The 16495-nt window shown below is 70.2% G+C and carries 30 protein-coding genes; 4 read left to right on the top strand and 26 right to left on the bottom strand.

The window, feature by feature from the left end:
• The 9 genes from Drose_RS06055 to Drose_RS06015 all read right to left on the bottom strand — a co-directional run bounded on the left by Drose_RS06055 (position 1) and on the right by Drose_RS06015 (position 4152).
• Positions 1–387: a hypothetical protein gene (locus tag Drose_RS06055; protein ID WP_260727187.1), complete on the bottom strand. Its 387-nt coding sequence runs from the start codon at positions 385–387 to the stop codon at positions 1–3.
• A gap of 11 nt (positions 388–398) precedes the next feature.
• Positions 399–833: a hypothetical protein gene (locus Drose_RS06050; RefSeq protein WP_260727186.1), complete on the bottom strand. Its 435-nt coding sequence runs from the start codon at positions 831–833 to the stop codon at positions 399–401.
• Positions 830–1081, bottom strand: coding sequence for a hypothetical protein (locus tag Drose_RS06045; protein WP_260727185.1), 252 nt, complete (start codon positions 1079–1081; stop codon positions 830–832). Before Drose_RS06045 ends, Drose_RS06050 begins: the two co-directional genes overlap by 4 nt.
• Positions 1082–1178: 97 nt before the next feature.
• Positions 1179–1415 carry a hypothetical protein gene (locus tag Drose_RS06040; RefSeq protein WP_260727184.1) on the bottom strand — a complete coding sequence of 79 codons (237 nt, stop codon included), beginning with the start codon at positions 1413–1415 and terminating at the stop codon, positions 1179–1181.
• Positions 1415–2689 carry a PT domain-containing protein gene (locus tag Drose_RS06035; RefSeq protein ID WP_260727183.1) on the bottom strand — a complete coding sequence of 425 codons (1275 nt, stop codon included), beginning with the start codon at positions 2687–2689 and terminating at the stop codon, positions 1415–1417. The genes Drose_RS06040 and Drose_RS06035 overlap by 1 nt, the downstream gene beginning before the upstream one ends.
• Entirely contained in the window at positions 2686–3084 is a 399-nt protein-coding gene (locus Drose_RS06030; protein WP_260727182.1) for a hypothetical protein, read from the bottom strand. Before Drose_RS06030 ends, Drose_RS06035 begins: the two co-directional genes overlap by 4 nt.
• Positions 3081–3584: a hypothetical protein gene (locus Drose_RS06025; protein ID WP_260727181.1), complete on the bottom strand. Its 504-nt coding sequence runs from the start codon at positions 3582–3584 to the stop codon at positions 3081–3083. The genes Drose_RS06030 and Drose_RS06025 overlap by 4 nt, the downstream gene beginning before the upstream one ends.
• Complete coding sequence (locus Drose_RS06020) at positions 3581–3850, bottom strand: hypothetical protein (protein ID WP_260727180.1); 270 nt, start codon at positions 3848–3850, stop codon at positions 3581–3583. Before Drose_RS06020 ends, Drose_RS06025 begins: the two co-directional genes overlap by 4 nt.
• Positions 3847–4152 (bottom strand): hypothetical protein, encoded by a 306-nt coding sequence (locus Drose_RS06015; protein WP_260727179.1) that lies wholly within the window; start codon positions 4150–4152, stop codon positions 3847–3849. The genes Drose_RS06020 and Drose_RS06015 overlap by 4 nt, the downstream gene beginning before the upstream one ends.
• A gap of 237 nt (positions 4153–4389) precedes the next feature.
• On the opposite strand from Drose_RS06015, the gene Drose_RS06010 reads away from it, so the two are divergent.
• From Drose_RS06010 to Drose_RS06000, 3 genes are read left to right on the top strand one after another with little or no spacing between them, the layout of a single operon-like run.
• Positions 4390–4593: a hypothetical protein gene (locus Drose_RS06010; RefSeq protein WP_260727178.1), complete on the top strand. Its 204-nt coding sequence runs from the start codon at positions 4390–4392 to the stop codon at positions 4591–4593.
• A gap of 2 nt (positions 4594–4595) precedes the next feature.
• Positions 4596–5129 carry a DUF6879 family protein gene (locus Drose_RS06005; protein WP_260727177.1) on the top strand — a complete coding sequence of 178 codons (534 nt, stop codon included), beginning with the start codon at positions 4596–4598 and terminating at the stop codon, positions 5127–5129.
• A 9-nt stretch (positions 5130–5138) separates the two neighbouring features.
• The gene (locus Drose_RS06000) at positions 5139–5999 is read left to right on the top strand and encodes a helix-turn-helix domain-containing protein (protein WP_260727176.1); all 861 of its coding nucleotides are present in this window, start codon (positions 5139–5141) and stop codon (positions 5997–5999) included.
• 315 nt (positions 6000–6314) lie between these two features.
• On the opposite strand, the gene Drose_RS05995 is transcribed toward Drose_RS06000, so the two are convergent.
• Entirely contained in the window at positions 6315–6518 is a 204-nt protein-coding gene (locus tag Drose_RS05995; protein WP_260727175.1) for a helix-turn-helix transcriptional regulator, read from the bottom strand.
• A 72-nt stretch (positions 6519–6590) separates the two neighbouring features.
• Between Drose_RS05995 and Drose_RS05990 the strand changes: the two genes are divergently transcribed.
• Positions 6591–7817, top strand: a complete 1227-nt coding sequence (locus Drose_RS05990) for an RNA-guided endonuclease InsQ/TnpB family protein (protein ID WP_260727174.1) — start codon at positions 6591–6593, stop codon at positions 7815–7817.
• A gap of 75 nt (positions 7818–7892) precedes the next feature.
• Here Drose_RS05990 and Drose_RS05985 read toward each other — a convergent pair whose 3' ends face one another.
• The 16 genes from Drose_RS05985 to Drose_RS05910 form a co-directional block, all read right to left on the bottom strand.
• Positions 7893–8126: a hypothetical protein gene (locus Drose_RS05985; RefSeq protein WP_260727173.1), complete on the bottom strand. Its 234-nt coding sequence runs from the start codon at positions 8124–8126 to the stop codon at positions 7893–7895.
• Positions 8126–8389 (bottom strand): hypothetical protein, encoded by a 264-nt coding sequence (locus Drose_RS05980; protein WP_260727172.1) that lies wholly within the window; start codon positions 8387–8389, stop codon positions 8126–8128. The genes Drose_RS05985 and Drose_RS05980 overlap by 1 nt, the downstream gene beginning before the upstream one ends.
• Positions 8390–8510: 121 nt before the next feature.
• Positions 8511–9065 carry a hypothetical protein gene (locus Drose_RS05975; protein ID WP_260727171.1) on the bottom strand — a complete coding sequence of 185 codons (555 nt, stop codon included), beginning with the start codon at positions 9063–9065 and terminating at the stop codon, positions 8511–8513.
• Positions 9062–9586, bottom strand: coding sequence for a hypothetical protein (locus Drose_RS05970; protein ID WP_260727170.1), 525 nt, complete (start codon positions 9584–9586; stop codon positions 9062–9064). The genes Drose_RS05975 and Drose_RS05970 overlap by 4 nt, the downstream gene beginning before the upstream one ends.
• Positions 9587–9589: 3 nt before the next feature.
• A complete protein-coding gene (locus Drose_RS05965; protein WP_260727169.1) occupies positions 9590–9814 on the bottom strand; it encodes a hypothetical protein in 225 nt (74 codons plus the stop codon).
• Between the two features lie 12 nt (positions 9815–9826).
• Positions 9827–10102 (bottom strand): hypothetical protein, encoded by a 276-nt coding sequence (locus Drose_RS05960; RefSeq protein WP_260727168.1) that lies wholly within the window; start codon positions 10100–10102, stop codon positions 9827–9829.
• A 33-nt stretch (positions 10103–10135) separates the two neighbouring features.
• On the bottom strand, positions 10136–10504 hold the full coding sequence (locus tag Drose_RS05955; RefSeq protein ID WP_260727167.1) for a hypothetical protein: 369 nt from the start codon (positions 10502–10504) through the stop codon (positions 10136–10138).
• Positions 10501–11151 carry a hypothetical protein gene (locus Drose_RS05950; RefSeq protein ID WP_260727166.1) on the bottom strand — a complete coding sequence of 217 codons (651 nt, stop codon included), beginning with the start codon at positions 11149–11151 and terminating at the stop codon, positions 10501–10503. The genes Drose_RS05955 and Drose_RS05950 overlap by 4 nt, the downstream gene beginning before the upstream one ends.
• Positions 11148–11840, bottom strand: coding sequence for an IbrB-like domain-containing protein (locus tag Drose_RS05945; RefSeq protein ID WP_260727165.1), 693 nt, complete (start codon positions 11838–11840; stop codon positions 11148–11150). The genes Drose_RS05950 and Drose_RS05945 overlap by 4 nt, the downstream gene beginning before the upstream one ends.
• Positions 11831–12091 (bottom strand): hypothetical protein, encoded by a 261-nt coding sequence (locus Drose_RS05940; RefSeq protein ID WP_260727164.1) that lies wholly within the window; start codon positions 12089–12091, stop codon positions 11831–11833. Before Drose_RS05940 ends, Drose_RS05945 begins: the two co-directional genes overlap by 10 nt.
• Positions 12084–12458, bottom strand: a complete 375-nt coding sequence (locus Drose_RS05935) for a GNAT family N-acetyltransferase (protein ID WP_260727163.1) — start codon at positions 12456–12458, stop codon at positions 12084–12086. The genes Drose_RS05940 and Drose_RS05935 overlap by 8 nt, the downstream gene beginning before the upstream one ends.
• Positions 12459–12475: 17 nt before the next feature.
• Entirely contained in the window at positions 12476–13684 is a 1209-nt protein-coding gene (locus Drose_RS05930; RefSeq protein ID WP_260727162.1) for a phosphoadenosine phosphosulfate reductase, read from the bottom strand.
• Positions 13651–14064 (bottom strand): hypothetical protein, encoded by a 414-nt coding sequence (locus tag Drose_RS05925; RefSeq protein WP_260727161.1) that lies wholly within the window; start codon positions 14062–14064, stop codon positions 13651–13653. Before Drose_RS05925 ends, Drose_RS05930 begins: the two co-directional genes overlap by 34 nt.
• Positions 14061–14600 (bottom strand): hypothetical protein, encoded by a 540-nt coding sequence (locus tag Drose_RS05920; protein WP_260727160.1) that lies wholly within the window; start codon positions 14598–14600, stop codon positions 14061–14063. The genes Drose_RS05925 and Drose_RS05920 overlap by 4 nt, the downstream gene beginning before the upstream one ends.
• Positions 14600–16159, bottom strand: a complete 1560-nt coding sequence (locus tag Drose_RS05915) for a hypothetical protein (protein ID WP_260727159.1) — start codon at positions 16157–16159, stop codon at positions 14600–14602. The genes Drose_RS05920 and Drose_RS05915 overlap by 1 nt, the downstream gene beginning before the upstream one ends.
• Before the next feature lie 7 nt (positions 16160–16166).
• Positions 16167–16469, bottom strand: coding sequence for a hypothetical protein (locus tag Drose_RS05910; protein ID WP_260727158.1), 303 nt, complete (start codon positions 16467–16469; stop codon positions 16167–16169).
• Between the last annotated feature and the right edge of the window lie 26 nt (positions 16470–16495).

Here is a 16495-nt window from a genome sequence, read left to right as displayed (position 1 = left end):
CTACTTCACCGTCTGCTGCGTGACGCGGTCGACGCTGTCGCCGACCTGGTCGAGGACGTTCGGCAACGTCGAGATGAACGCGACGAGGAACAGCGGCACCAGGAAGAACGCGAACAGGGCCGGCCGGTCGGCGCCCTTCTTCTTGCCTTTGACGTCGGCGACGATGACGCAGATCCCGACGACCACGGCGGCGACGAGCAGGATGCTGGCCTTCGCGGCGATGCTGTTGACCCAGGTGCCGATCGCCGAGGTGTAGGTGAGCAGCCCGGCGGCGGCGGCGATAACGCAGGCGGTGCGGGTGAGCCGGACTTTCTGGTGGATGTAGTAGGCGGCGCCGAACAGGACGAGGCCGCTGAGGGTGGACAGGAACGCGGTGATCTGGTTCATGGCGGCCTCCTTCAGCCGAGGGTGAGTGCGTAGAGGGCGGTCACGATGACCGTGAGCAGGGCGAGCCGCGCCGGGTGCCGGGCGGCCCACAGGATCGGGGTGAGGGCGCCGACGACGGCGAGCGCGACGGCCGGGATGAGCAGCCCGACGGTGTGGTTGTAGGCCACCCAGCCGGCGTAGAGCACACCGTTGCCGCCGGGGACACGGTCGCGGTCCGGCATCCGCTCCGCCCACGCGGTCTGGAATGTCGGCAGGGAGGCCGGCATCCACCACGCGTCGCGGAGGTCGGCCCACACCTGACGCCGGAAGTTGACCAACACCGAGAGTGACCGGTATTCTCGCGCGCGCATGCGGGCATGCACCCGCGCCTTCTCCGGACGCTCCGCAGGGTCTGCCGCAGCGTCTGCCGCCGCCGCAGCCACCGGAAACGCGTCACTGATAGTCACCGGTTCTCCTTCCTGTTCTCTGCCGTGTCGTGCCGCTCGACGACCTCGGCGATCGCCCGCGCGAGCCGCATCCGGGCCTCGTCGTTGATCCGCTTGCTCGCCGCGAGCGCCGCGTTGCACGCCACAACCACGAGCTGGTGACCGCCGCGCGCCGCACCGGCCCTGGCCTGCACGTGCGCGACCCGGTTCGCTGCCCGCTGCCGCGCCTTCTGCTCCCGGCGCTCCTGCGGGGTGCCTCGCAGCGCCATCACGCCCACCACCCGACAGCGGCGGCCAGGGCGAACAGGGCAGGCATGCCGACCAGCAGCACCGGCCACACCCACCGGTATTGGGTCCGCCGACTGCTCATGCGACACCACCGACCGACTGCCGGGCGACCGCCCGGTCGTACAGCGCGGCGGAACCGACTGCCACACCGAAGGCGACCGCGCCGAACACAACACCGGCGACACCTTCCGCGGTGTAGCCGAGACGATCGACGAACACGGCGACCGCCGCGAACACCGCGGCGAACATCGACGCCGTATGCACCTGCAGTCGGTAGCTGTCGACCGACTGGGCAGTCGGTCGGTCCGTGCTCATCACTTGCCTCCACCTCCAGTCGGGGTGTCGGTCGGCAGGTCGGCCTTTGCCTTGTGCGCGGCGACCGCGGCGACCATCCGCCCGTGCGACCAGCCGAGGGCCTGCCGCATCGCGTACTCCGACTGGGCCAGTCGGTCGCCGTACCGCTCGCGCAGGATGGCCGCGTTAGCGACCGCTGCCGACGAGTGGCGACCGACTGCCTTGACGGTCGGTCGGCGGCGGGCCGGGGCCCGGTCGGTCGCCTTGGCGGTCGGTGGGCCGGTCGGGTCGACAGTCGGTACGGCGGTCGGTTTCCCGGTCGGTCGGTCGGTCGCCCCGGCGGCCGGTCGGTCGGTCGACTCACGGTCGGGTCCGGCAGTCGGGGCAACGGTCGGTCGCGGGGACGGTCGACGGTCGGCGCCACGGTCGGCCGGACGGGTGGCGGTCGGCGCCTGATCCGGTCGGCCCGTCGGTCGGTCGGCCCGTCGGTCACACTTCTCGTCCGCCTTCCGGCGACGCTCGGCGTTGTACCCGTCCCACGCCTCCCGCGGGTCCGTCACCCCGTGGTCGATCGACCAGCGGCGTGCCTGCCAGGCGCGGATCGGGAAGTTCCGGCGACGCTCGGCGGAGAACTCGGCGCCGGCCTCGTCGACCCTCCGTTCCTTGACCAGTTGGAGGTGCTGCTGGCGGCGGGTGTGCAGTCCCCACATCCACGGCGACAGCAGCGACAGCAGACCGAACGCGCACGCGGCGGCGGTCGGCCGGAGGCCGGGATGGGCGAAGTGGGCGTAGTTCATCGCAGCGACCGCCGCGGCGATGAGGAACGACCAGCGGCGCAACCGACGCGCGGTGGCGTGGGCTTTGATGAGGAGGGCGTCGTGGGCGTGCCAGCCGACGTACAGGGCGACCGACTCGACTGCGGCGGCGAACCCGACCGACAGTGCTGCCCGGGCGGGCAGAATCCAGCCGGTCGGTGCGATGTGCTCGAGCGCGTAGGCGAGCTGGCCGTAGACGGCGAGGGCGTTGACGACGACGAGCGGGGCGACTGCCTTGACGGTGCCGGCGCCGGTCGGTCGGTCGACCGCCTGGCTGTCGGCCTCCGTGACCGACTGGGTGGCAGGCGCCTCGACAGTCGGTCGGTCGGCGGTCGGTTCGACCGGCACGACGTCGGTCGGTTCGTCGACCGCGTCGCGGCTCGTCCACGACGGCAGGTCGATGATCGGCCGGTGGCCGTTGGCCTGGGCGACCGGCGGGGGCCCGGCCGCCCAGGGGCTTTCGGTGAGGGATGCGGTCACGTGACCACCCCTACGGGCTGCCAGTGGCCGGTCTGCTTGGTGCGGGACACGACGATCCGGGTCGAACCGTTCTTGGTGAGGCCGGCGCTGAAGTCGGCGTGGTCGCGGTCGAGGCAGGCCCGGATCTCGACGTACCCGTCGGTCCAGGTTTCGCGGACGCCCCACTCGTCACCAGTACTGCCGACGGTCCAGTCGCCGTATCGGACGACCCGGAACACGACCTTGGCGCGGTCACTCTTGGCGCGACGCCCGAAGATCCCGGCCCGAGGACGCGTTCGCCGGTTGAAGGCAACCGCCGAGTTGGTGGCGATCGCGCACGTGGCGAACCGCTCGACGGTGATCCCGCCGGTCGGGAGTGTGAGCTGGACGCCCCACTCGACGGTCTGGCCGGTCACAGCACCTCCACCGTGGTGAGGGAGGGTCCGGCCGGGACGAACGGGGGGACGTCCCGGCCGGACGTTGGAGCCCGGCCGTCGCCCTCTGACGACGGCCGGGGGCTGGTGGGGAGCGGCTGCCGCGCGACGCGGGCCGCGGCGCGGAGCGCGTCGGCGAGCTTCTCGACGGTGCCGGGGTCGGTGGTGACCGTCGACACGGTGATGTCGACGACCGTGCCGTCGATGAACCCGTCGTCGGCGTCTTCGATGGCGGCGACCTCGACACGGACGTCGATGGGGCTGCCGTCGATGTCGTGGACGGTGTCGGACCAGATGACGCCGGCGTGGTGCCTGGAGGTGACGATCTCGCCGCCGTTGGGGAAGCGGATCGTCTCGCCGCCGTAGCAGTCGTCGCCGCCGTTGCACCAGGTGGGGCAGGTCCACCACGCGGGCGTGTGGATCACGGTCGCTTCAACGTTGACGGGGCGGCGGGTCACGAAGTCGATCACGGCGGCGGTCACGCGGTCACCGTCCGCAGGCTGGCGGCGTACACGTCGCCGGACTCGATCAGGACGGCGATGCCGGCGAGAAGCTGCTGCACCTCGCCGAGGTCGCTGATCAGCGTGGGGTCGATCCGCAGGCCGATCTCGACGGGGGCTGCGGCGAGCCCGTCGCGGGTGCCGATGCAGAGGCCGGCGGCGTCCCGGAAACTGGCGGCGAGCGCGGTCCGGCTGAGCGGGTCGCCGAGATTGGCGGCGGAGCGGGCGGCGGTGGACTCGGTGCTCATGCTGCGGCTCCTTCGGAGGATGCCCTGGTAAGGCGTGACAGGCGAGACGGGTCGAAGCCGACCCGGCGGGCGAGCCGCGTGAGCTTCCGGCCGTCCCGCTCTGCCTGTCGACGTGCCTTGATCAGAGCGTCGGTGCGCAGGGTCGTGAACGGCTTGCGGAGGTTCCCGCGCTGGCGCCCCCAGGCGGTGATGGCGGCCGCGCGCTCGGCGTCGTCGGCGATGCGGACGAACGCGGCGTAGGTGTCGCGGTCGGCGTCGCTGAGCCCGTCGAGGGCTGCGAGGGTGCCGGCTGATGCGTCCACGTCGGTCCTTCAGGGGTAGTCGTTGCGGGCGCCGGGATCGTGGCGCCCGCAACTGATTATGCGCATACTAGAGATCAATAGCAAGAATTATGCGCATACACTTGCCTCGCCAGGTCCGCCAAGTCCGGCAAACGCGACACCTATCCCGCGTGGGCCGCGAATTATTGCCGGAAAAGCCCCCGGTGCGGGAGCATCGGGGGCACGTGGCGAGACCCTGCGACCTTCAAGGAGCGCGGCATGAAGATCGAGTTCATCCGCAAAACAGCCGAGTCGACGACGGGCAATTGCCCGGCCCTCTACAAGCGGGAGGATGGCCGGTTCGTCATCCAGGGCTGGAGGATCACCGACGAGGAGCGTGCCCAACTGCGCGACCTCGCCCCCGACGAGGACGCGATCGTTGTCCCCGCGGATGTCATCGCCGGCATCGTGGCGGCCCAGTAGCCATGACGACACGGCTCACCCCGCGCGACTTCGACGACGCCTTCAGGTACTTCCGGCGCGACGCGTTCCGGCTGGAGGCGCGGCCGGTCTACACCGTCGACGTCGAGCGGGAGGCATTCGACGACTACCTGCGGGGTGAGCCGCGGCCGGCCACCGACTACGACTACTACGCCACCTGGCTCGAAAAGGTCCGCGAGGTCACCGCCGCCGGGCGCCGTCTCGAGCGGGTACGCATCATCGAAACCCCGCCCACCGACTACCAGGCGTTCGAACTCCACATGGCCCGGTACAACGTCGCCGCCGGCGAAACCCTCCGTACCATCAGCAGGCCCGACGCCGTCGAGGCCGGGCTGCCCGCCGACACCGACTGGTGGCTGTTCGACAGTGAAGCCGTCGCCGTCATGCGGTTCGCCGACGACGGCACACCGCTCGGCGGCACCATTCTCACCGATCCCGCGATCGTCTCTCGGTACTGCACGTGGCGTGACCTGGCAGTCCACCACAGCGCGCCGTTCACCAGCAGCGCAGCAGCCTGAGGAGCGAGCATGACCAACCCGACGGAAGCCAGGCTCTTGCAGCCCGGCGGACTCGCCAGCGAACTACGACGCCTGCGCGACGAAGCGGACCTCACCGGCGCGGCCCTAGCCGAACGACTCGGTGAAGGCTGGACACAGCCGCGGATCTCCAAGCTCGAGAACGGCCGGCAGCTACCCAGCAGCGACGACATCCGCGCCATCGGCACCGCGCTCAACCTCGATCAGGCCGTCGTCGAGCGGCTGCTGGACCTACGTGAACAGGTCAGCGTCATCACCCGGTCGTGGCGGCGTGGCCGCAACGCTGGACAGGCCGCTATTCAGCGCAGCTACGACGAGCGAGTGCGAGCCGCGCATCGCATCCGTAATCATGAGAACAACGTCATCCCCGGCCTGCTGCAGACGGCCGATTACGCCAGGCATCAGGCGATACAGGGCTTGACGACGGCCGGCTTCGACCCGGCCGAGCTCGACGTGACGGTCGCGGCTCGAATCGAGCGCCAGCAGGTGCTCGACGATGCCAGCAAGCAGTTCGAGTTCTCCATCGACGAGGCAGCGCTACGCATGGCGTACTGCCCGGCGGACGTAATGCTCGGCCAACTCGGCCGCCTCCTAGAGGCGACCCGCGGACCGTCGCATATCTGGTTCGGCATCGTGCCGTTCGGTGTCAACATCCCGTTCGTGCCGCAGATCCGGTTCATGCAGATCGACGATGAGGTCAGCGTCGAGCACTTCGCCGGCGATGTCACGCTGACCGGCGACGAGGCGAGGACATTCAGTGACGCGATGGATCGGATCAAAGATGAGGCGGTCACCGGCGAAGCCGCACGGAAGCTGATCGTCGACGCGATGCGCTGGCTGAGCTCGCTATAGCTGGAGACGCAACAGCGCCCCGCCCTTCTTGAGGTGCGGGGCGTTTTCGTCGTGCTGGACTGCTGGGCCTTCCGGGTTCGTCGTGGCTGGGGTCGAGGCGGCGAGGAAGGCGCGGGGCGAGGGTCCGCACGGACCGTTCGGCGCTGTTCCTCGCTGAGCTTTTGGGCTTGGGGAGTATGGAGCGTGACGGGTGTGACGGGTTTTCGCGATTTCCCGGCATGTACCTCATGCGTATGACAGCTCCATGCCCAGAAACGCCGAAAACCCGTCACACCCGTCACGCTCCACCGAAGTAGCGCGAGGGGGTCGCACCCTTCAGGGGGCGGGGGAATCGCGTCGCTTCCGGGCCGGGTGCTTCCCGCGCCACTCGTCGAGTCCGGCGACCGACCAGAGCAGGGTGCGACCGACGCGTTTCGGTTCGGGGAAGTCGTCGCGGGTGGCGGCCAGGTTGTAGAGGGTCTGCCTCGCGATCCCGAGGTGCGCGGCAGCCTCGTCCGAGGTCAGGAACCCTTCCAGCATCCGGCCAGCATACCGGCTTGTGGTAGCTCAGTTGTGATAGAGTTCTATGGTAAGTCAGTTACCATAAGGGAGGTGAACGTGATCAGGAACTACGTGTTCCGGCTCTACCCCACCTCCCCGCAGCGTGACCGGCTGACCGCGATGCTCCACGACCACTGCGAGCTGTACAACGCCGCACTCGAACACCGGCGCGAGGCATACCGCCGCGCCGGTGCCAGCATCCGAGCCGTCGAGCAGATGGCCGAACTCACCGACATGCGCGCCGCCCGGCCCGACCAGGCCGTGTGGTCGTTCACATCCCAGCAGCAGACGATCCGCCGCCTCGACAAGGCATTCAAGGCGTTCTTCCGCCGCATCAAGGCCGGAGAGAAGCCCGGCTACCCGCGCTTCCGGTCCGCGCACCGGTTCGACTCCGTCGACTTCCGACACGGCGACGGGATCAAGTTCGACGCCACCAAGTCCAGCCCCGGCCACGCCACCCTCCGCGTACAGGGCGTCGGCGTGATCAAGGTCCGCATGCACCGCAACCTGCCCGACGGCGCCAAGCTCGGCCAGGTCACCGTCAAACGCGAAGGCGCCGGCCCGCGCGCCCGCTGGTACGTCGCCCTGCCCGTCGAAGTCGACACGGCACCACTGCCGGAGACCGGCCGGACGGTCGGCGTCGACCTCGGCGTCGCACACCTGCTCACCGCCAGCGAGCCGATCCCCGACCTCACCGACCACGACGGGCACGCACCCAACCCGCGCCACGCCCGCACGGCCACCGAAAAGCTCGCCACCGCCCAGCGGGCGCTCTCCCGGTGCCAACGCGGATCGAACCGGCGCCGCAAGGCCCGTGACCGTGTGGCCGCCCTGCACGGCAAGGTCCGCCGCCAACGGGTCGACGGCGCCCGCAAGGCCGCGCTCGCGCTGGTCCGGCACGCCGACGTGATCGTGCTGGAGAACCTCCAGACCGCCAACATGACCAAGCGGCCGAAGCCCGTCCCGAACGGAGACGGCACGTTCGCGCCGAACGGTGCCGCCGCGAAGTCCGGGCTCAACAAGTCGATCCTCGACGCGGGATGGGGGGTGTTGGTGAACGCGATTCTCGTCAAAGCGGAAGAAGCTGGGCGGGAGGTCGTGTTCGTCAACCCCGCCAACACGTCCCGCCGCTGCGCCCGATGCGGGCATACAGCAGCGGGCAACCGCGTCGCACAGGCCAAGTTCGAGTGCCTCGCCTGCGGTCACGTCGACCACGCCGACCGCAACGCGGCCCTGAACATTCTCCGGGCAGGAACTGCCCATCGGGACGCGGCATGAGCGCCCCGAGAAGCCCCCGCCTTCAGGCGGGGGAGGTTCACCTAGCCGCTCGACCTGCACAGCCGGGACGCCGAGTCAGCCTTGCCGCCGTTTCGCCGCGACCATCATGATCCCGCCAACCGCGGCGAGGACGGCGCCGCAGCACAGGCCGCTCCCGGCGACGGCCAGGTTGCCGTAACCAAGGTCGGCGAGCTGTTCAGGACCACCGTCGAAGAATCCGCTGGTCGCGTAGTAGGCAACCGCATACCCTGCGCCGCACAGCACGACGACCAGGCCGAGGATGAGCAGCACGATCCCGGCCGCACGCATCAGGACTCCCCCGCCTCGCGCTTGGCGAGTTGGGCGACGACCGCGGCGCCAGCCAGCGCGACGGTGGCGGCGAGCCCACCCACGAACATGGCCGTGATCGCGGGGGCTTTCGCCTCGGCCGGGATCTTGGTGTAGCCGTTGTCGGCGGCCGGCCAGGGGCTGAGCCCGATGACAACGCCGAGGATGGCCCACACACCGGCGAGAACGTTGAGGGCGGCAGCGAAGGGCGGGATGCCGCCGGCGCGGCGGGCGGGCTGGGTCACGGACGTCTCCTCGGGGTGGGCGGACACCCGATCCTGCCGAAGATGGCACCCGGAAGCCATCGGCCACCTGGCCCGGCCTGGGGCCGTCGCGGACAGCGACCCTCAACGGCGGCAGCGGAGTTCAGTGCCCGTCGGGCTCGTCCAGGCCGAGCCGGTCGGCGAAGTCCGGGTCGATGAGCAGGCCCGGAATGTCCTCGGCGAGTCGCAGCACCTGGGCGCGCAGGTGCCCCTCGGGCCCGCCGTCGACGGCGACCGCCGCGTCCGAGATCACGCCGGCCATCTCCGGAGTGACGTCCTGCGCGATAAGCGGCGCCGCCTCCGACGGCAGGTAGCCGAGGTTCGCCCATGCGACGGCGTCCTCGACCGGGCGGCTGGCGGCCATCCACTCGACGATCAGGCCGAGGTCGTCGAGGCGTGACGACGTCCGCATCCGCTCGATGTAGGCGCCGGCGCTGGCCGGGGTGTGGTCGGCGGCGCGGAGCAGCCGGGCGACGCTCGGCCCGAGCTGGAGCGCGTACCAGGCGGCCGCCTCGGCGACGGGGATGTCCGCGTCGAAATACTCGCGGATCATGCGCAGCCACGGGCCGGCGGGCACGTCGGAGTCGTAGACGCCGAGGCGCTTCGCCTCGGCGCGGAACTCGCCCTGGTAGACGTAGAACTGCTTCGCGTACGTCATCGCGCATGCCACCTCTCTACCTCGTCGAGGTCCCACAGCGGTGTCCGGCCGACCTTCCGCACCGGCTGCGGCGCCTGGTTCCGGGCGACGTACGAGCTCCACGTGGCTGCGGTGATATCCCGGCCGTGCTCCCGCAGGTAGGTCAACACCTGGGCGCTGGTCGCCTCTCGCACCGGCCCGGACGGGACCGGCCTGGCCGGGTGGGCGCCGAGCACGTGCCATCCGGGCGGGATCTTCGCGGCCTCGTCCTCGAGCCGCTCGTGGGGGCCGGTGCCGTTGAGCGGCTTGGTGGACCAGCCTCGCCACGGCCGTCGCTCCGGCCTGGCGGCCTCGGCCTCCGTGTACCACAGATGCCAGTCGGGGGTGGTGTCGCGGATCGGGGCGTCGGCCTCCATCCAGATGTCGACGGTGGAGCGGGCGGGGTGGTCGGCGACCGCCTCGGCGAGCGCCCGGGCGGTCGGGGTGAGCCGGTCCAGGTCGACCTTGACCGGCTGGTCGCCGATGTGGATGTCTACGATCATCGTTCAGTCCTCGTCGGGGGTCGTTTCGATCACGTCGACGTAGGTGCGGTGAGCGGCGACCCGGTCGGCGATCATCGCCTTGCGCTGCCTGGCCTTGTAGTCGGGGCAGGTGACGCATTCGTGGTGGTCGGGGTGGCCGTCGTCGAGTTCGCAGAGCCGGCCGTGGGTGGCGCAGACGCCGGAGCAGGCGGGGGCGGGGGCGGGGGCGGGGGCGGGGGCGGGGGTCATGGGGTTGGCTCCTCAGTCGGCGTGACGGTCGTAGCAGTCCACGCAGGTCCGGCGGGTCGACGCGGTCATGGTGGCGACGTTGCCGCAGCCGCAGAGGTTGCCGAGCGCGCGGCGGGCGTGGTCGATGGCGGCCTCGGGGGTGGCCTGGTACGCCTCGCCCATCTGGTTGGTCTCGGGGTTGAGCCACGTCCAGCGGATGCCGGTGCTGCCCTTGCGGCGGCACAGGATGATCGCGGTGCCGTCGATGTCGATCTCGGCGCCGGGCTGGTAGGTGGCGATCTGCGTCATACCCACAATGCTACAGCGTCACCCTGTACCGCGTCAAGCTGTATCGCCGTGGCCCCTGGACAGCGCCATGCATCTGTCGTACAGCTCCGCCCAGCGGGCATCCACATCACCCGCCAGTGCCGTCTCCGCCGCCATCTCGAAATAGAAGTAGTCCTCGGCGTACTGGTCCACAGCCGGCCGGTGCGGCACCAGCAGCACCGTCATCGGCTTCCCGGTCCTCGGCGACACATAGCACACCAACTGCGCGTTGCCGCCCATCCCGGCGATCAGCGGCAAGTCCCTGATCTGCACCTCAACGCTCTGCTCGGCGAACTGCCGTAACAAGGGCGGGCTCGAGGTCCAGTCGTCAAACGTCGCTGTCGCGACCAGGCCGAAATCGTTGGCGGGGGCCGGACGAGTCACAGCATCTCTCCTTTGTCATCGAATCTCGGCACCGGAACGAGACCGATCACGCATCGGTCCCCGTGCCGCTCCACATACGCCCACGGGTGCGCCCCGACCGGCATCGCCTCCAGCCCGACCACCAGCACCACCTGCCGGCGGGCCGTCGCGACCGCAGGCCAGTCGCCCTCCACCGGCCTTGCAAGCGTCTGCCCGCCCGGAGCGTGCAGGGTCGCCGTCCCGTCGCCGAGCACGACTCGCACCTCCGCCTCGGCGCTCGGCCGGCCGGGCCGGGCCTGATCCAGGCCGAGGATCGCCGCGACCTGCGGCATCAGGCGGGCGCCGTCCCGGGTCGGGGTCGTCAGCAGCCAGTACGCCTCCTCGAAACCGGTCGGGGCCTCCCCGATCCAGTTCGAGGCAATCAGGAACCGCTCGAACTTCAACTCGCCCCTCCGGAGCCGTAGATCATTTCTCGTGCCCTGCCTGTCACGCTCCGCCTGCCTGGCGCTGATCTCGGCGAGCGGCCACAGCTTCTCGCCGCTGTTCACGTCCCGGCCCACCGCGGCGACACCCATCCGGGCGAGCTGCACGCGGGCCGCCGCCGCCGAGCCGAGCCGCAGCAGCGCCGCGACTTCGCTCGTCGTCAGCGTCTCGGGCGGGCCGGTCACCGGCGACGCACCACCGTCCGGGTCGTACGCCGATGCGACTCCTGCGGCTCAGCCTCCCACGCCTCCGAGAACCCCCGGTCGGCGAACAGTTCGGCCAGGCCGGTCACCTGCTTGAGGCGCAGCACCTCGTCAGGCTCCATGCCCAGCTCTTTGCCGATCTTCTCGTCCGACCAGTTCCGCCGCGCCAGGTCGACGACAATCTCCGACATGGCGTCGACCTGGTGCACGCCACGGGCCCGGTTGTGTCGGATCGTCGCCGCGACCCGGTCCTCTTTCGCCGTCCGCTCCGCGTTGATCACCGAGACGGGCAGGCGCCCCCGGACTCGCTTCGTGATCGCTCCGACCTCCTTGCCGATCCGGTGTCGGTGGAATCCGTCAACCACCTCGAACGCCCCGTCGTCGACCGGCCATGCCACGATCGGCTGAGTAAACCCATCCGACATGATCGACAACTTGAGGAGGTCCATCTCCGGTTTCGCCACGACGTTCGGGTTGTACTCGTTTCCGGCTACCTGATCCGCGTCAACCCACAGCACGCAGTCGACCGGTTCCCGTTGCATCGGCGAATGCTCCCGCAACGCCAGCCGCACCTCATTGATGACGTCGATGCGCTCAGCCTCGGGGATCTGGTCGAGCTCGGCGAACAGCGCGCTGGCGCGCTCGACGAGCTGCTGTCCGATCAGGTCCATAGCGGGGTCTCCTCTGCGTAGTTGGCGGCTGGTGCCGCAGTATCGGGCCGCGACCACGGGCCCCGGTAGTACACGTCATGCTTGCGGCGCACCACCCGGATCACCCGGCCGTCACCAACCATCTCCTCCAGGGCGGCCACCACCACCGGCAGCGGCACGCCCGGCACCCGCAGCGCCACAACACCGGGCACCATGCCCGGCATCCGCTTCGGCAGCGCCTCCCACAACGCGGCATGCAAACCCTCAGCCACGGCGCACCTCGGTGAACCGGCCCCGCGTGCGGGCCTCGGTGAAGCCGGTGTCGAGGAATGCCGGCAGGCTCGCCTCGGTACACACCGCGCGTGCCGGCCGGTCCCCGAGCCACGCCAGCCGGTCAGCGAACAGCGCCCGATATACGCCCGAGCGGCGATAGCCGGGCACCACATAGGCCGACTGCAGAGTCACCACGCTGCCAGACTCGCGGGCGGCGCAGAAACCGACCACGACCCCGTCTGCGAGGGCCACGAACCACGTCTTGTCATCCTCGTCCCAGATCGGGCCGCCGACCTCGGCGACGACCTCGCGCCGGGCCAGGAACGGACCCAGCAGCCGGTAGAAGCTGCGGCTCTGGTTCGTCATCCGCTGAATCGTGGTCGTCATATCAACTGCCACTGTGCCCGTCGTTTCGTCATGAGTTTCTTGTACTTCTCGTACGCGCCGGGGCTCGACTTCGGCGGGCTGAAGGTCAGTCCCTTGCACCAATAGTCGTTCCTCAAGAGCACCTTGCAGATCCGCGCCCACGACGGCTTGCCTTTCGCGATCACGTCCTCGTCGGGAATGACGCCGTCCGGGTATCCGCGCACCTGATACCAGCGCAGAAACACGGCGATCTTGTCCTTGTAGTGGTCCGCCAGCGGCAGCGGCATCGACTCCAGCAGCCGATGCGCGAACTCCTCCCAGGTGATCCCATCCGGCCTCGTCACCTTGATCCGGCCCAGAATGTTCCCCGCCTCCCGCGCATACAGCGCGCCCTGGTTCGCTCCGTTGACCCTGGCCACCACCCGCGCCCACGTCTCCGGCTCGATCACGTGATACAGCCACAAACCTTTGCGCTGATCATCGCCGTACGGCTGGCAGATCCTCGCCTGATGGATCGTCAAACCGGCCTGATGCATCCGGTCATACAGCCGGTTGTACGGGCGGCGCTCCCGGGCGTAGTAGGTCCAGATGTCCTCGGTCGCCCAGTCGTAGATCGGATAAATGTTGTACGTCGGGCCGCCTTTGATCCACGTCGTCCACTGCAGGCCCTCGAACGGCCGTTTCCGGCCAGACGCGATCGTCCGCCACCGGTTGAGGCTCTCGGCCGTACGGATGCCGACGAAACAGGCGGTCAGCTTCCCGCCGCCGTACCAGTGCCCGAACTCGGGCACGAACTCCTCGAACTCCATCCGGCGCCGGAAGAACGGAAAGAACTCCTCATCGGTGATCGACGACGGGTGCGGGTCACGCACCCAGTCGGCGCGGCGGCCCGGATCCCAGCACATCCACTGCGGCTCGAACTGGCTCACCGCGTTGCGGAGGTTGAGCGGCAATGCCACCCAGTACGGTTCGATCACGTCGGCGTGCCGCTCGTAGGCCTCGGCGACGTAGTCGATCGTCAGCCGGTACTGGGCCTCTAGGTCGACGAACAGCACCCCGATCCGCCGGCCACGGCGGCGGGCCTCGTCGGCGACGAGCTCCAGCATTACGCCGCTGTCCTTGCCGCCGCTGAAGCTGACGTAGATGCGCGGGAAGTCGTCGAACACCCGCGCGATCCGCTGCCGGGCCGCCGTCAGAACGTCAACCCCGAGGCTTCGTTTGCCCACCGTCGCCGCACCTCCTCCTCTTCCCACCGTGCCCTGATCTGCGCCTCCGTCACGTCGACCACATCCCCCTCCGGCGTCGCGGTCAGGAACCGGTGCCCCATCCGCGACCACGACACCGGGTAGCGGGTCTCGTAGAACCGGCCGGACTCCAGCACCCACCGGAACACCACCCCACGGCTGCCGTTGCCGTTCGCGTCCGTGTAGTCGATGTCCGGGTCGAGGAACTCCCGACGGTAGCCGTAGACCGGGCACAGACCTTCGAGGCGGGCCACCCAGGGCCGCCGCGCCCGGTGCATCTCCCCGCGGATGCCGAGCTGCCGGTACAGCCGGTCGTCGGCGGGCCGCAGCCCGATCGCCTCCGCGGCGAACGCCGCCTTCACGCCGGGTGTCCCAGCAGGGTTGCCAGCCGGTCGTGCTCGGCCTCGGACATGACGTCCATCGCCGCCCACGCCACCCGGCCGCGGTGATCGATCCACCACCCTGCGGCGGTCTGCCGCAGGGCCGCGCCGAGCAGGATGCGAATGACCTCTGACCGGTCGCCGGGCCGCAGCCGGTGCAGTTGCGGACCGAACATCGGCGCCGGGTGCCCGGCCTTGACCGCGGCGATGGCGGTGCCGTACGCCGGGACCGGCGGGGCATCCACCACCTCGACAATCTCGGCGAGCCCGTCGACACGGATCTTCGCCGCCCACACCGTCTGCCGTTCACTGCCGGTCAGCGCGGGCAGCGCCGTCACGTCGACGTAGGCGGCGACCTTCGCGGCCCGGTCGGCGTCACGGCCGGCCTTCCAGCAGTCCTTGCAGGGCCGACGGGCCAGCCGTTCCGCCTCGCGCTTCCGCTCCCCGCGGACGTCGGTGCCGTAGATCTGGTGGGTCTGCTCGTGCCCGCACGAGTGCATGATGTCGTACTGGGCCATCACAGGCTCCCGAATGCTTCGCCGAGCTCGTCGACGAGCTGCGCGCGGTCGCCGGTCAGCGGCACCCGGCGGGCGATGTAGGTCGTGTAGTTCGACACGGACCAGTCGTCGCCGTCGGCGCCGTTGTACTGCAACACCCACACCCAGCCGCCCGGTCGGTCGACCCGCAGGTGCAGGAACGCGCCGAACGATGCGGCAAAGGCCAGGGACCCTGGGTTGCGGGGCTCGACCCGGACACCGGGCAGCTCGAGCAGCCCGCCGGCGGCCGCCGGGATCTCGGCGTCGGCGGCGCGGACGAACTCCATCACGGCCCGTGCCCGCAACACGGCGCGGTGCTCGACGTGCGCCTCGCCGGCGAGCACCGCCGCGGCCTCCTCCGGGGTGGCGACACGGACCTTGGCTTGGAAGAACCAGCCGTCGGTGCCGACCAGGCCGGCCGGGCTGTTGCCGTCCTCGTCGCGGACGTAGACGGGTTTGGCCTCGGCGACCACGACACCGATCATCGACACGAGCCTGCCGTCGCGGCGGTAGCCGGGCGCGTCGGCCGGGACCGGGTGGACGTCGTCGCACACGGTGGCCCGTAGCGCCTGGCCATCGGTGTAGCCGCGGTCGGGGCGCGGATGGAACCGGCCCGGATGGCCGTAGCTGACCGTCCAGGTCGGCCCGTCGTACCCGGGTGGGCACTGCCCGGCGTGGGTGACGGCACGGTTGGCGTAGATGCCCCGGCCGATCGGGACGATCTGCCAGCACAGGGCGCACGACTCCGTGTACCGGTTCGGCGGGGGCGGTGACGGTTTGCGGCTGGCCGGCGGGCAGGTCTTGTGGGTGTGCAGACCATCACCCGCGGCGAGGCCGGCGCCGCACTGCCGGCACGCGCCCACGTGGTCGGCGGTCGGGCCGGCGGGCGGGCAGTGTCCGTCGTGGGTGAGGACGAACCCGCCGAGCGACTGGTACTGCTCCATGGTCACCGGCGGGAGTCCTGCCCCCAGCCGCCCGTACATCTCGAAATCCCGGCGATCGTGGAGCACACCCTCGCCGACGTCGATCCAGCCGGAGCAGCGCTTGCAGGCGCCCGGGTAGGCGTTGCGCAGCGGCGGGCACTGCCGGTGCTCGGCGTACGGGTAGCCGCGTTCGTTGCGGCCCTGGATGCCGTCACCCGGCGCCACGGGCTGGTGGCAGTGGCGGCAGTCCGCGGTGGTGGTGTTGGTGGCGTGCCGCGTCTTGCGCGGCTTGGCGCCGGCGGGCCACGGGTGGGCGGCCGCGAGCTTCGTCAGGGTGCTGATGGTGGCCTTGCCCGCCCAGGGGCCTTTTCGGGTGAGCTGTTTGATCTGGCGCAGTTCGTCGCCTGTGGTTTCCCAGACGGTGACGACGGTGCCGTCGTCGGTCTTGTCGACGCCGAGGAGCAGCGACCCGGCGGGCAGGTCGTAGGCGGCGCCGGCCTCGACGAAGTCGCCCTGGACGGCGTAGCCCTTGGTCTGGCCGGGGTCGACGCCGGTGATGGTCTTGCGCCAGGATCTCCGCGCCCCGGCGGTGGCGGCGGGAATGATGTGGACTGCCATACGGCGGTCAGCCCGCCACCGGGCGGGCTTGCGCGGCGGGCGTGGTGCGGCCGTCGTTCATCCGCAGGCCGCTCATGACCGGCGGGCGGTCTCGGACGATCAACACGACATCGGCGGCGGTAAGCACGTCGGGGCCGAATCCGGTGTGGGAGCTGGTGCTGGGCGGGGTCACTTCCCAGCGGTCCGTGGCCCATTGACGTACGGTCCAGCCGTTGATGATGAGGGACCCTTGCGGAACGAGGGGTCCTGGCGTCTCGATCAGGCTCGGGTCGAGGCCTGCGGCGATGAGGCGTTCGCGGGTTTCGATCATTGCGCCCTCCTGATGGCAGTGGTGGC

The organism is Dactylosporangium roseum (assembly GCF_025264685.1).
Taxonomy (GTDB): Bacteria; Actinomycetota; Actinomycetes; order Mycobacteriales; family Micromonosporaceae; genus Dactylosporangium; species Dactylosporangium roseum.
Note: the sequence above shows the minus strand (reverse complement) of the source record. Positions and strands in the feature narration are given on the sequence as shown.